Source organism: Micromonospora sp. B11E3 (assembly GCF_039871625.1).
In the GTDB taxonomy this organism is placed as follows: Bacteria; Actinomycetota; Actinomycetes; order Mycobacteriales; family Micromonosporaceae; genus Micromonospora.
The window spans coordinates 1-14555 of record NZ_JBDPMC010000027.1 but is presented as its reverse complement, the minus strand read 5'-3'; the positions used below and the strand labels follow the sequence as shown (position 1 = coordinate 14555).

The window sequence follows — 14555 nt, the reverse complement described above, 5'->3', positions numbered from 1 at the left end:
GAAACCGCTGCCCACCGGCACAAGCTCGTTCGTCAGCGTGAGGCACTCGAAGAGCGGTACCGGGAGCTGGCCGGCGACCGCCGCCCGGTTCTCGCTCACGAAGGGATCTTCGCGGACCACCCCCTCCGCGCCGGCGATGACATCCAGGCATCCGTTGCCAGCGCGCTCGCGACATCTGGCGGCGGTCGCTGCAACGGCCATGCAACACAGAAACCCACTGCAAGGAGAGTGATTCGGCGTGAAGATCGTCGGAGCCATACTCGAGGAAATCGGCATGTCGCGGCCCTACGCTGAGTCCCGGCCGATCGGCATCTGTGAGCTCGACCTGGATCCGCCCGGACCTGGAGAGCTTCTGGTCAAGATCGAGGCCGCGGGGCTGTGCCACTCCGACCTGTCCGTCGTGGACGGCAACCGGGTCCGTCCCGTCCCCATGCTCCTCGGGCACGAGGCCGCAGGGCGGGTCGTCGAGGTCGGGTCGGGAGTGGACGATCTGCGCCCAGGCCAGCGGGTCGTGATGGCGTTCTTGCCGCGATGCGGCGAGTGCGCGAACTGTCGGACCAACGGGAGGCTGCCCTGCACTCCCGGTTCGGCCTCGAACAACGCCGGCGAACTGCTCGGAGGAGGCCGCCGACTACACCGCGACGGTGGGGACGTGCATCATCACTTGGGCGTCTCCGGCTTCGCCGACCATGCGGTCGTCGACCGCCGTTCTGTCGTGCCGGTGGATGACGACATCCCACCGCAGATTGCGGCCGTCCTCGGCTGCGCGGTCCTCACCGGGGGCGGCGCCGTCATCAACGCCGGTGATCCACAGGAAGGTGACACCGTCGTCGTCGTCGGACTTGGTGGTGTCGGCATGGCCGCACTGATCACCGCGGTGTCGCTCGGGCGCGGCCCGGTGATCGGCATCGACGCTGTTGCCGACAAACTCGAGCGCGCCCGTGAGCTGGGCGCGACCGCCGTGTACACACCGCAAGAAGCGATCGAGGCCGGCCTCAAAGCACCGATCGTCATCGAGGCGGCGGGGAACGCCCGCGCATTCGAAACTGCGGTGCAGGTTTCCGGCACGGGCGGCAAAACGATCACTGTCGGCTTGCCCGCGCCCACCGCAACAGCCACGATCACCCCGCTCGGGATAACCGCGGAAGCGCGCACCATCGTCGGCAGCTACCTCGGATCGGCCGTCCCTTCACGGGACATCCCTATCTTCGCCCAACTGTGGCGTAAGGGAAGGCTGCCGGTCGAGGTGCTCGTCTCGTCGACGATCACGCTCGACGAGATCAACCAGGCGATGGACAACCTTGCTGACGGCACCGCCGTCCGCCAGGTGATCCTGTTCGAGAACGGCGTAACCGCATGACCGCACAGCTTGTTGGGCATCAACAAAAGAGGACACCACGCGAGCGGGAACTTCTCGCGACAATACCCACAGGGCTGTTCATCGCCGGCGAATGGCGTGAATCGTCGACCGGTTCAAGATTCACGGTGGACGACCCCTCCACTGCCCAGGTATTGGTGTCGGTTGCCGACGCCTCACCGGACGACGCACGCGCCGCGCTCGCCGCGGCCACGGCGGCACAGGAGCTATGGGCAGCGACGCCGCCGCGAGTTCGCGGCGAGTTACTCCGCAAGGCGTACGAGGCGGTCCTCGCCCGGGTTGACGACTTCGCGCTCCTCATCTGCATGGAAATGGGAAAGTCGCTGTCCGAGGCGAAAGGTGAAGTCGCCTACGGTGCCGAGTTCCTCCGCTGGTTCAGCGAGGAGGCGGTGCGCATCGACGGTCGCTACACGAGATCACCCGACGGCAATTCACGTCTGCTCGTGCTGAAAAAGCCGGTGGGGCCCTGCCTGCTGATCACGCCGTGGAACTTCCCACTCGCCATGGCGACACGCAAGATCGCCCCAGCGCTCGCAGCAGGATGCACGATGGTCGTCAAGCCCTCGGAACTTACACCGCTGACAACCTCGCTGTTCGCACAGATCCTCGAAGAAGTCGGCGTGCCCGCAGGCGTGATCAACGTGATACCCACGACTCACGCGGGAGCTGCGGCGGGACCGCTGATCGCTGATCCGCGGCTGCGGAAGCTGTCGTTCACAGGCTCGACCGCAGTCGGCCGGAAACTGCTCGAACAGGCATCCGCCAACGTGCTGCGCACGTCGATGGAGTTGGGCGGCAACGCACCGTTCCTGGTCTTCGAGGACGCGGACATCGACGCGGCGATCGAAGGCGCGCTCGCGGCGAAGCTACGCAACATCGGACAGGCGTGCACCGCGGCCAACCGCTTCTATGTGCACGAGGACGTTGCCGGCGAGTTCGTGCAGCGCCTGGCCGCCCGTTTCGAGGCCAAACGCGTAGGCCGCGGCACCGAGGAAGGTGTGGAGCTGGGCCCGCTGATCGACGAGAAGAGCCGCGGCAAGGTTTCGGCCCTGGTCGACGATGCAGTGAGCCGGGGTGCCAAAGTCGCGACCGGCGGCTCCCCAATTCCGGGGGACGGATGGTTCTACCAGCCGACCATTCTGACCGAGGTACCGAGCGACGCGAAGATTCTGTCCACCGAAATCTTCGGCCCGGTAGCACCGGTCGTCACCTTCCGCACTGAGGACGAGGCCGTTGCATTGGCCAATGCCACTCCATTCGGTCTGGTCGCATACGTGTACACACGTGACGTAGGACGCGGGCTCCGACTCCCCGAGCGTCTGGAAACCGGGATGCTGGGCATGAATTCGGGTGTGATCTCGAACCCCGCCGCGCCCTTCGGTGGAGTGAAGCACTCCGGCATCGGACGCGAGGGCGGAAGCGATGGAATCAACGAATACCTGGAGACGATGTACGTCGGCATCTCTGGACTATGACCTACGTCCAGTAGAGGGGCCACGCCCGCAGAGTTCATCCGACGGGCAGGTGTGCCCCAGTCTGATTCACCCACTTTGTCGCCCGTCCTGGGCGTCAGGATCCTGCGCACGCGGACGACAACTCACGTCCAACGTAGCGGTGTTTGTCACTATTTGAAAGAGAGGGAATCCACGATGAGCGTCGACAACAAGCCGAAACCCGAGAGCGAAGCCCCACCATCGGGTCTAAAGAGGGTGGTCGGCGCATCCATGGCCGGCACCGTCGTCGAATGGTACGAGTTCTTCCTCTACGGAACCGCGGCGACGCTTGTGTTCAGCAAGGTCTTCTTCCCGGCCGGAGGCAACGAACTCGACGCGATCATCGCGGCATTCGCAACCTACGCCGTCGGCTTTGTCGCCCGGCCTCTCGGCGGCATCGTGTTCGGTCACTTCGGCGACAAGTTCGGCCGCAAGCAACTGCTCCAGTTCAGTCTCGTCCTCGTCGGCGTGGCCACCTTCCTGATGGGCTGCCTGCCCACCTACGGTCAGATCGGCTACTGGGCCCCCGTCCTGCTCGTCACCCTCCGCTTCATCCAGGGATTCGCCGTCGGCGGCGAGTGGGGTGGCGCGGTGCTGCTGGTGGCCGAGCACAGCCCGAACCTGTCCCGCGGCTTCTGGGCGTCGTGGCCGCAGGCCGGCGTACCCGCAGGCAACCTCGTCGCGACCGCTGTCCTGCTGATCCTGACGACGACACTGTCCGATTCGGCGTTCCTCGGCTGGGGCTGGCGCGTGGCGTTCTGGCTGTCGGCCGTGATCGTCCTCGTTGGCTATTACATCCGCACGAAGGTGACAGACGCCCCGATCTTCATCCAGGCGCAAAAAGAAGCGGAGCACGTCAAGGAGACGTCGTTCAGCGTCTTCGAGGTGCTCAAGCGTTACCCACGCGGCGTGCTGACGGCGATGGGTCTGCGTTTCGGCGAGAACGTCATGTACTACCTCGTGGTGACTTTCTCGATCACCTACCTCAAGGTGGTCGTCCACACGGACACCGCGCAGATCCTCTGGTGGATGCTGATCGCGCACGCCGTGCACTTCGCGGTGATCCCGCTCGTCGGGCGCCTCTCCGACACCATCGGCCGCCGTCCCGTCTACATGATCGGCGCACTGAGCGCAGGCATCTGGGGCTTCTTCGCCTTCCCGATGATGAACAGCGGGCACAACGCAGTCATCCTCGCAGCGATCATCATCGGCCTGGTGTTCCACGCGCTCATGTATGCCGGCCAGCCGGCGATCATGGCCGAGATGTTCCCGACGCGCATGCGGTACTCGGGTGTCTCCCTCGGCTACCAGGTGACGTCGATCGTGGCCGGTTCGCTGGCGCCGATCATCGCGGCCAGCCTGCTCAGCAGGTACCACTCGTCCGTTCCGATCGCTATCTACCTGGCGCTCGCCTGCCTGGTCACCGGCGTCGCCGTCATCGTCGCCAGGGAAACCAAGGGCATCTCGCTCGTATCTGTCGACGAGGCCGACGCACGGATCCTCGCCGACGAGAAGGCCGGCGCCCATGCATGACGGAGCAGAAGCTGCCAGGGAGCACGGCCCTCCTCACCTCCGGCTCCCACCGGGGGCGGTTCTCTCTCTGTAACCCGGCGAACACCATCTCCGGAGAATTCGGAGACGGTCGCGCGCAGTGCGGGTGCCCACCATCCCTACGCCTCGCCCTTGCCGGAGCCGGCGCGCGACCGGCTGGCCGCCGCGCTGACCGCGCCCACGCAAGCGAAACAGCGATCAGCTTGAGCGCTTCGATCACGCGCTCAGGCTGATCCAGCTTGACCGGGTCTGGTTCCTACCGAGCCGCCACGGTCCTGGCTTTGGCAGGACCGTGGCGGGCCGGACGACTCACCGGCTCACACACTCCCACGTGGACACCGCGCCCCGACCGTGATCCGCCGGATCCGGTCGGAGCCGCCGCGCGTCCGGCGGTCCCGCGTGCGGACCTCTCCGGTTTCTGCGGCTTGTGCGCATTAGCATGATCTCGAACCGGCATCAGTCCCCTGTGGAGCTCCGGCGTCCCTTGCACACCCCGGTGACCTTCGATTAAATCTCCCGGGCATTCAGGGTTCTCGGCCGCCACGAGCGGCACCGATCCCGGCAGCACCCACCGCAGCCTGCACAAACGCCGACGCGCTGGGCCCCTTACGGGACGTACGGTGACCGGTGACCGGGAGTGCCCGCCACGCGCGACGCGGGGCGGCCTACCCTCCCGGCTCCCGCAGGGCCGCGGAGTCAAGGCACCGAGCGAGCAGAAGGAGTACGCATGAACCCGTGGCTGCGACGGATGGTCCCGGTGGCCGTCCTTGCCCTCGCGGCGACCGGCTGTTCCACCGGGGACGGCTCGTCCTCCGACGACACCGACCTCAAGGGCAAGACCGTCAACGTGATCGGCACGTGGGGCGGCGACGAGCAGGCCGCCTTCCTCAAGATGGTCGAGCCCTGGGAGCAGCAGACCGGCGCCAAGGTCAAGTACACCGGCACCCGGGACATCAACACCGTCCTGACCACGGGCGTGGCCTCCGGCGTCCTGCCCGACCTCGCGGGGCTGCCCGGCCCCGGCCAGATGGCCGAGTACGCCAAGGCGGGCAAGCTGCTGCCGCTGGACGACGTGCTGGACATCGACACGTACCGGGCCGACACCGCGCCGGCGCTGGTCGAGCTGGGCAAGACCGAGGGCAAGATCCACGGCGTCTTCATCAAGGCCGCCATCAAGGGGCTGATCTGGTACAACCCGAAGGTGTACGACTACGGCGCGAACCCGCCGAAGACGTGGGCCGACCTGACCACCCAGGCGAAGGCCAACCAGGGCAAGGCGAAGAACATCTGGTGCCTGGGCCTGGAGTCCGGCGCCGCGTCCGGCTGGCCGGCCACCGACTGGATCGAGGACCTGGTGCTGCGCACCGCGGGCCCGGAGGTCTACGTCAAGTGGTACGAGGGCAAGGTCAAGTGGTCCGACCCGGCCATCCGCCGGGCCTTCCAGATGTACGTCGACGAGGTCGTCGCCAACGGCTACGGCGGCGGCAAGACGGCGGTGGCCACGAACTTCGGCAACGCCGGCGACCCGCTGTTCGCCAGCCCGGCCGGCTGCCAGTTCCTGCACCAGGCGAGCTTCATCACCGGGTTCAGCCAGTTCAAGTCCCACAAGGCGGGCACGGACTACAACTTCATGCCGTTCCCCGACATCGACCCGCAGTACTCGGGCGCGGTCGAGGGCGCGGGTGACCTCTTCGGCATGTTCAAGGACACCCCGGCCGCGAAGTCGCTGATGAAGTACCTGGTGACGGCGCAGGCGCAGGACATCTGGGTGAAGGCCGGCGGGGCCCTGTCGGCGAACAAGAACGCCGCCAGCTACCCGGACGACGTCAGCAAGCGGTCCGCCGAGATCCTGGCCAACGCCAAGACCTTCGTGTTCGACGCCTCGGACAGCATGCCGACCGCGATGAACGACGCGTTCTGGAAGGCGACGGTGGCGCTCACCAACGGCAGCAAGAACATCGACCAGGTGCTCGGCGACCTGGACAACGCCCAGAAGGACGCGTACGAGTCCTGACCCGGCGCGGGTGGGGGCGGCGGGACCGCCCCCACTCCCCCCTTTCGTCCGGCGCTCCGACCTGGAGGTACGAGTGGATTCACGCCTGATCACCGCGGTCCAGGTGGTGGTGGGTGTCCCGGCGGTGCTGATCGCGTACGTCTGGCTCACCGAGCGGTTGCTCGCCGCGACCTCGAACCGCTGGCAGCGGCGCGTCCGACCGTGGCTGTGGCTGGCACCGGCACTCGGGTTCCTCGGCTTCTTCCTCGTCTACCCGACGATCCGCACGATCATGCGGAGCATGTACGGCAAGAACGAGCTGAAGCAGGAGTTCGTCGGCCTGGACAACTACCGCTGGTTCTTCACCAACTCGGACGCCCTGGGCTCCCTGCTCAACAACGTTCTGTGGCTGGTCTTCTTCACCGCCTTCACGGTCGGGATCGGACTGCTGGTCGCCGTGCTGGTCGACCGGGTCCGGTACGAGGCCCTGGCCAAGAGCATCATCTTCCTGCCGCTGGCGATCAGCATGGTCGCGGCGGGCGTGATCTGGAAGTTCATGTACGACTACAAGCCGCCGGGCTCGACGCAGACCGGCACGGTCAACGCGCTGATCGGCACGCTCGGGCTGGGGCCGGTCGGGTGGCTCCAGTCGCCCGGGTTCCGGCTCAGCACGTTCGCGCTGATCGCGGTCATGGTGTGGATGTGGACCGGGTTCGCGATGGTCATCATCTCCGCCGCGCTCAAGGGGATCGACCCCGAACTGCTCGAGGCGGCTCGGGTGGACGGCGCGAGCGAGTGGCAGGTCTTCCGGCGGGTGACGCTCCCGCTGCTGGGGCCGACCCTGGCGGTGGTCTCCACCACCATGATCATCACCTCGCTCAAGATGTTCGACATCGTCTACACGCTGACCAGCGGCAACTACGACACCGAGGTCGTCGCCAACCTCATGATCAAGCAGATGTTCACGTTCGGGGACTTCGGCCGGGCCAGCGCGGTCGCCGTCGTCCTGCTGCTGGCGATCGTGCCGATCATGGCGTTCAACATCCGTAAGTTCCGGACCCAGGAGTCGATCCGTTGACCGCAGTCGCCACGCCCAAAGCGTCCGGCACGGCTCGGGCGGGTGCCCGCCGGCCGGCCCGCCCCCGCCGCCGCCTCGCGCTGCACCTGGCGGTCGTCGCCCTGATGGTCCTCTGGGCGGTGCCGACGGTCGGGCTGCTGGTCAGCTCGTTCCGGCCGCAGTCGGAGCTGTCCACCTCCGGCTGGTGGACGGCGTTCGCCCCGCCGTACCACTTCACGATGGACAACTACCGGGACGTCTTCCAGCAGAGCGGGATCGGCGAGGCGTTCGTCAACAGCCTGTTCATCGCGATCCCGGCGACCATCATCCCGCTGTTCGTCGCCGCGTTCGCCGCGTACGCGTTCAGCTGGATGGAGTTCCCCGGCCGCGACCTGCTCTTCGTGGTGGTCGTCGGGCTGCTGGTCGTCCCGCTCCAGACCACCCTCATCCCCGTGCTCAAGCTGTTCGCCGAGTGGGGGCTCACCGGCCAGTTCCTGTCCGTCTGGCTGGCCCACACCGGGTACGGCCTGCCGTTCGCGGTGTACCTGCTGCGCAACTTCATGGGCTCCCTGCCGCGCGCCGTCTTCGAGTCGGCGTACATGGACGGCGCCTCCCACGTCACGGCGTTCTTCCGGCTCGCGGTGCCGATGAGCGTGCCGGCCTTCGCCGCGCTGGCGATCTTCCAGTTCCTGTTCGTATGGAACGACCTGCTCGTCGCGCTGATCTACATCGGGCTCGCGAACTCGGACAACCTGCCGATGACAGCGGCGATCGCCAACCTCGTCAACTCCCTCGGCGGCGGCTGGTACCTGCTCGGCGCGGCGGCGTTCGTGTCGATGGCCCTGCCGCTGGGGGTCTTCTTCCTCCTGCAGCGCTACTTCGTCCGCGGCATCGTGGGCGGCGCCGTCAAGGGCTGACGAGGGACGCCTCCCCCGGGCCCACCGATGCTCGACGGGCCCGGGGGGGGTAGCAACTCCCGGTGTCGCGTCCACGCGAACATTGCGGAGTCCGGATTTACCTTGCGGATGACCTTGCGGAGTCCGGGCCTACATTGCGGGCCGACGCGATGACCAGGACATTCTCGGACGGGCCTGTTCGCAGCCGGCGAACCTGAGTCGGAGAACTGCAACGTAGGTCCGGACACTTCGGCCCGCCAGCGTCCGGACCTGCCTTGCGGACCGTTGGTCACCGCCTGATCATCCGCAACGTTGAGCCGGACGCGACACCCGGCGCAACGGTCCCCGGGTGGTTCCCCGAGAGCTGCCCCGGAAGGTTCCTCGGGAGCTTCCGTAAATCGCCGGGCCGGTCGGCGCGCTGCGGCACGTCAGGCTGTTGGCAACGCCCTGGCAACGCTGGTCGACAACTTCTTCGTCGCGACGCTGGCCGCGCACCTCGAAGCTCACGCCCCGCACCGCGTGCCCCTCCCCTAGCGGTCGGGCCGAGAATGCAAGAGGGTGTGCCGCGTACAAGGCAGCCAGCGGCCGTAACCTGGGCGGACACGGCGGCCGGGACCGGCCGACATTGCGGCCAGGATCGAACAGCTCGGCGGGGCTGCTGGACCGCTTGGTCGCGATGCCTTGGTGTGACCGCCTTCCGTGGTCAGCCGTGGCGGTGTCGCTGGTGGGCCTCGATCTGCCGTCGCAGTTCGCTCATTCGCCGGTTGAGGGCGGCGATCTGGCTGGCGATGCGTGCGGCCCTGGCTCGCAGCTGTTCCAGTTCGGCGTCCAGATCAGCGGCCGTCGCGGCGGGGGCCGCGCCGGCGTGTCCCGGCCGGGCGGACCGCTGCCGTTCAACCACGCCGGGCGCGCGGGAAGCGGCCCTGGTTGCCGCGCAGCCGGGAACTGACCGGCAGGACGTATGGCCGCGGGTACCCGTTGTCGTTGCGGCCCTGCCGTTTCCAGCCCCGGCCGGCGTTGATCGGCTCGTCGCCGCCTGGCAGCCCGCCGTGGTGGTCCTCGCCCGCCGCCACGCTCTCGCACTCCCTTCGCGCCCTGGCCTGGAACCGGTTCAACGAGGAAGGAGCGCCACGGGGCATGGGATCGACCACGGCCAGTAGATCGCGATGGGGAGAGAAGGAGAGATCCCCCTCCCACAGGGAGGGAGTCTGGCTTTCGCGACCTGGTCGGCCGGGTCTGTCAGACGGCCGTTGACCTGCGCTGTGAGCCGACCGGGCGGCGCCCTGGCGTGCTGCTCCGGGGTGCGCGGTGGTGAAGGCGTGGTGAAGCCCTGACGGAAGGGGCGGAGGGCGGCTCGCGGTCAGATGGTCGCCGCCGGGCCGGCCGGGGCTGTCGCGGCGGCGGGTGTGCTGACAGAACCGGCCGTGACCTGCGCCGTGAGCCGGTGTGAGTGGTGTGGTGGGCGGTCAGGCGGCCGGCTGGCCTGGATGTGTGGTGGTTCACGTGTGGGTGGGGATGGCTCGTGTCGCCGATGTCGACTACCGTCACTTTACGGTGAGGGGTGCGTGGCTCTCGGTGATCGACATCTTGGGTGGCGGTGGAGGCGTCGGTCGGGTTGCGGGGCGGGGAGTTGGGGCCTCGGCCGCCGGGTGGGGGCAGTGCCGAGGTCATCGCCGACGAGGTGGTCGGGGGCTGGGTGGCGGTCAGCGCGGTTGACTGATCCGCACTGGGTGCCCCTGATCCGGGGCGGGGAAGGGAGCGTTGCGCGTTGGCCGCCGCCGTTCCGACCGTTGAGCTCGACGAGAGCTCGATGCGGGTTTTGGAAGGGTTCACCGGGTTCAAGTTGTCCCGGGCGAAGCTGCCGTTGTTGTGGGGTGACATCGGCACGGCCGAGGTGCTGGAGCATCGGGTGCGTACGGTGCTTGGTCCGTTGCTGGAGCAGACGATCAGGGCGGTCGGGGAGGCGGGTGAGGGCGAGGTCTTCGACCGGTTCGTGGCCCAGACCGTTCCGTTCGTGAGGAAGTTGGCCGAGACGGCTGACCTGCTGCTCGCCGTGATCGAGGCGGAGAAGAAGTTCTTCCTCGAGACGGAGAAGGGCAAGCGTCTGGCGGTGGCCATGTTCAGTTTCATGCAGGCCGAGTTCGCCGTCGCCGCCGCGATGTGGTTCTGGAATCCGGTGGGGGCGGCGGCACACGTCGCCCAGACACGGTCCGTCATCCAGGCGGTCCTGCGTTCGGCGTTGGTCCGCTCGGCGGCGAGCGGCACGGCTATGCAGATGTTGTTCATGCCGGGTTCTGCGCTGCTGGCCGAGGTGTCGATGATGACCGATGGTCTGCAGTCCGGGGTGAACTGGTCGGCGGTCGGTCAGCAGGCGGCGTTCGCGGGGGCGGTGGCGTTCCTCGGCACGGTGGCGGGGCCGGCGTTGGGTAAGGTCGCTGGCGCTGTCGCCGGCGCTGTCAGCAAGCTGGGCGTGTCGGATGCCACCAGGATTCTGTTGACCGATCTGCTGACGCGGCCCGTGTTGGAGACCGGTATGGAGGGGCTCTTCGGTGGGCTTTCCGGCCTGATGGTCGGCGGGTACTTCGCCGTCAGTGGTGCGGATTTTGTTGCCGGGGCGCTGTCGGGGGCGGGGGGGTCGGCCGCGAGCGGGCTCGGGTTCGTGTTGAGTCGCGCCGTGATGCAGCCCCGGGTGCAGGTGCCTCGTATCGATTTCACGCCGGACGGTAGGCCGGTCCTGCCGGTGGGGGCGACACCGGTTGGTGGGGACACGTCCGCGGGCTACCAGACTGGGGTCGATGATCCGACGGCTGTGGGTGCCGGCACGCAGGCCGCGCCGCCCACGCCGCCGCCCACCCTGCCGCCGCGGCCGGCGTCGAACCTGCCCACGCCGCCGCCCACGCCGCTGAGCCTGGAGTTGCCCACGCCGAACCCGGACCCGTCGGTGCCGTCGTGGTCGGTGCCGTCGCTGTCGGTGCCGGCTGCGCCGGCGCCGCAGTGGGTTGTGGCAGCTGGTGTGCCGGTGGTCGAGCAGTGGTATCGGTTCCAGCAGGATCTGGTGGACCGCTACGGTGGGCTGCTGGCCGGGGTGGCTCGGGCGGGCAAGAGCATGGCTGCGCTTGCCGTGCCGATCGAGCGGGTTTTCGCCGGGTGGGTCGACGCCCGGCAGGGTGATCCGGCTGTTCTGGCTTTCCTGTCTGCGGTCGGTCTGCCGGGTACCGCGCTCACCGAGGGGTATCTGACGGGTGTCCGGGAGCGGGCGGTGGCCCGGATGGCCGAGGCGTTGGCGTCCGCGGGTGAGCAGATCCCGGCCGAGGTGTGGTCGGAGCAGGTTGTCGCGGCGCTGCCGGCGGCGTTCGACCTGGAGGCGTTGCGCGCGATCGCGCACCTGGCCGCCGAACACCACATCGACCGGTACCTCGCCGCCGGCCTACCGACGGCCGCTGGCACCTCGTGGGCCGTTGGCACGCCGACAGGCGCCGGCGTGCCGGCAGGTGCCGGGGCGGCGGTGCCGTCCGCCGCCGCGATCGAGGCGGTCAAGAGCGCCGTGCGGGACCGGGTGGACCGAAGCCTCGATGCGATCCTCGGTACCTCCGCACCCGTGCTGCCCGCTGTGGTGGCCGGTCCCGACGCCGCGCAGGTGAGTGCCGTGGTGAACGTGGTCCGGCAGGCGGTCACCGACCTGCCCGCCCGTTTCACGGCCGCGACCATCCCCGGCGCCCCCGCACCGGCCGCCAACTTGGCTACCGTCGACGTTCAAGAAAGCGGGCGCGCCGGCGCGCCGACCGTGCCGATAACGCCCGAGCAGCACACCGCAGCCGCGACCCGCCAGGCAGTAGAGCAGTTCACCGACCTGGCCCACCAGTACGGCGTCAAGCCGGCCCGCCACGGATCCTTCCAACGGGACTGGGTCAACGGATACCACCAGGTCCTCGCCCAGGCCGCCGGCAGCGCCACCCCCGGCACGCCGGGCACGCCGGGCACGGCTGGGACGCCGGACGCGGCCAGCGCCCGTAGCACGGTGCCGGCTGGCGCTGCCTCCCGCGCCGATGACACGCCGATCCACCACAACACCAACACCAACACCAACGCCAACGCCAACGCCAACGACAGCGACAGTGACAGCGCCAGTGGCATGTCTGTCTCCAGCGACGGCGTGTTCAGCAACCTCGACACCAGCGACACAATTTCGATCAGTGACGTGTCCTCGCCGGACGAGTCGCTTGGTGGGGTGCCCGGTAAGCACGGTCTCAGCGACGCGGATTCGTCGCGGGATGAACCGGTCAGTGGCGACCCCGGCAGACACGGCGAGCCGGCTGTCGCGGCAACCGGGCAGGCCGTTGCGGCAACTGGGCAGGCCGTCGGGATGTTCGAGTCCGGGCAGCGGGTCGCCAACTGGGCCGCTGCGGAGCAGGTGCGTGCCGGCAGCAGCGGCAACCTGTGGTGGTGCGTGGCGGCCACTCTCGATGTGTTCCACACCGTGTACAAACGGTTGGGCAACCGGGCGGTGTTCGACGACCGGATCATCGGACCGGACGGCCGGCTCGCGCCCACCATGGGCTGGCCGCAACTGATGGAGATCCTCGACACGGTACCCGAGCGCGTCGCCCACCCCGACGGGGTCGCGGGACAGGACGTGCTGGCCGCGCTGAAGGCGGCGCCGGGGTCGATGGTCGTGGTCAGGGCCGCGCCACCGAACGAACCGCAGCACGTGTTCGCCCTCCACAGCCAGCCACAAAAATCCGGGCCGCCGAGAATCCAGGTGCGGGACCCTCTACTGCCCGACGCCGCCGACCGACCCGAGCCGAACGATCCGATACGCGATCCGTGGCTGCGACACCTGTTCGCATCCAGCACCCGGGTGGCCGCGTTCGACGGGAACGGCCGGCCCGCCACCATCACCGACCTGCTCGGCCAGACCACCGGCCACCCGCAACCGACAACCACGACCGACACCGACACCAGCGCGTTCCTGCTCGCCTCCACCAGCCCGCCACGCGGCCCGTCCCACGCGATGCTCACCACCTCCACCGACCCGGCCGACTCTTCAAGCGGCGGACTGCCATCCGGTCAAGCGGGCAACGGCGATCCGTCTGGCCTGGCGTCTGGTGATCAGGAATTCCAGAACGTATGGGACCCGGATCTGGATGGGATGGATCTGGACACACCAAAGCTCGACGAGTGGGAGCCGCCGCAGGACACCGAACAGGTCCAGTCCCCGCTGTCCGAAATGCCAGGGATGGGTGTCGCGTGGGTGCCGTTGGGGGTGGGGGACAACGCGACCGTGGCGGTCCCGCAACAGCGGGATGCGGGAGACCACGACCTGTCTCATCTTGACCCGAAACTTCTTGACCCGGCATTCGTGGAGGATCTGTGGATGCCGTACCTGGACCCGGACCCGGACCCGGACCCGGACCTGGACCTGGGTGTGGGTCCAGGTCCGGGAGGGGTGGAACTGTCGGCACTGCCGCCCGGCTGGGGGTGGACGCCACCGGACGGCACCGAACAGGTCGATTCTTTGTACCCGCCGTCTGGGGTGCCGGAGGTGGATGTCGCGTGGGCGCCGTCGGTGGGGGGGGACAACGCGACCGCGGCGGTCCCGCAACAGTGGGATGCGGAAGACCACGACCCGTCTTATCTTGACCCGGCGCTTCTTGACCCGGCATTCGTGGAGGATCTGCGGATGCCGGACCTGGGCCCGGACCCGGACCCGGACCCGGGTCATCTGGATCGAATGGGTAGTACGCCGACGCTCGATGAGGGCTGGGAGCCGGGGGGCGATCAGGTCGATTCCTTGTACCCGCTGTCTGGGGTGTCAGGGGTGGGTGTTGCGTGGCCGTCGGTGGTGGGGGACGACGTGACCGCGCCGGACGATCGGGATACGGAAGATCACGGCCTGTCTTCTGTTGACCCGGCGCTTCTTAACCCGGCATTCACGCAGGATCTATGGATGCCGGACCCGGCCCCGGCCCCGGACCCGGACCCGGACCCGGACCCGGATCTGGACCTGGACCCGGATCTGGTTCTGGACCCGGACCCGGATCTGGTTCTGGACCCGGACCCGGATCTGGTTCTGGATCTGGAAGGTGTGGATGGGGTTGGCCGGCCGGTGTTGGAGTTCGCGGTGCCGGCTGATGGGTATTGCGTGTTGTCGGCGTTCGTTGTCGCTGATCCGGTGTTGGTGCGGGAC

Annotated in this window: 7 protein-coding genes and 1 pseudogene; 7 read left to right on the top strand and 1 reads right to left on the bottom strand. The window is 68.2% G+C overall.

From position 1 onward, the window contains the following. The first annotated feature begins 238 nt into the window (after positions 1-238). The 6 genes from ABGB16_RS15860 to ABGB16_RS15835 all read left to right on the top strand — a co-directional run bounded on the left by ABGB16_RS15860 (position 239) and on the right by ABGB16_RS15835 (position 8389). Positions 239-1360: an alcohol dehydrogenase catalytic domain-containing protein gene (locus ABGB16_RS15860; RefSeq protein WP_347668817.1), complete on the top strand. Its 1122-nt coding sequence runs from the start codon at positions 239-241 to the stop codon at positions 1358-1360. Then, complete coding sequence (locus ABGB16_RS15855; protein WP_347668816.1) at positions 1357-2853, top strand: NAD-dependent succinate-semialdehyde dehydrogenase; 1497 nt, start codon at positions 1357-1359, stop codon at positions 2851-2853. The genes ABGB16_RS15860 and ABGB16_RS15855 overlap by 4 nt, the downstream gene beginning before the upstream one ends. Positions 2854-3027: 174 nt before the next feature. After that, on the top strand, positions 3028-4404 hold the full coding sequence (locus ABGB16_RS15850) for an MFS transporter (RefSeq protein ID WP_347668815.1): 1377 nt from the start codon (positions 3028-3030) through the stop codon (positions 4402-4404). A gap of 745 nt (positions 4405-5149) precedes the next feature. After that, on the top strand, positions 5150-6436 hold the full coding sequence (locus tag ABGB16_RS15845; protein ID WP_347668814.1) for an extracellular solute-binding protein: 1287 nt from the start codon (positions 5150-5152) through the stop codon (positions 6434-6436). A gap of 73 nt (positions 6437-6509) precedes the next feature. Next, the gene (locus ABGB16_RS15840; RefSeq protein WP_347668813.1) at positions 6510-7493 is read left to right on the top strand and encodes a sugar ABC transporter permease; all 984 of its coding nucleotides are present in this window, start codon (positions 6510-6512) and stop codon (positions 7491-7493) included. Then, positions 7490-8389: a carbohydrate ABC transporter permease gene (locus tag ABGB16_RS15835; RefSeq protein ID WP_347668812.1), complete on the top strand. Its 900-nt coding sequence runs from the start codon at positions 7490-7492 to the stop codon at positions 8387-8389. The genes ABGB16_RS15840 and ABGB16_RS15835 overlap by 4 nt, the downstream gene beginning before the upstream one ends. Positions 8390-9261: 872 nt before the next feature. On the opposite strand, the gene ABGB16_RS15830 is transcribed toward ABGB16_RS15835, so the two are convergent. Beyond that, complete coding sequence (locus ABGB16_RS15830) at positions 9262-9441, bottom strand: hypothetical protein (protein WP_347668811.1); 180 nt, start codon at positions 9439-9441, stop codon at positions 9262-9264. A gap of 737 nt (positions 9442-10178) precedes the next feature. Here ABGB16_RS15830 and ABGB16_RS15825 point away from each other — a divergent pair. Then, a pseudogene (locus ABGB16_RS15825) lies at positions 10179-14555 on the top strand (hypothetical protein); the annotation flags it as partial.

Excerpts from the sequence above, each read along its gene's own strand:
- ABGB16_RS15855 (WP_347668816.1), top strand. The coding sequence starts at position 1,357 with ATGACCGCACAGCTTGTTGGGCATCAACAAAAGAGGACACCACGCGAG.
- ABGB16_RS15845 (WP_347668814.1), top strand. The coding sequence starts at position 5,150 with ATGAACCCGTGGCTGCGACGGATGGTCCCGGTGGCCGTCCTTGCCCTC.
- ABGB16_RS15850 (WP_347668815.1), top strand. The coding sequence starts at position 3,028 with ATGAGCGTCGACAACAAGCCGAAACCCGAGAGCGAAGCCCCACCATCG.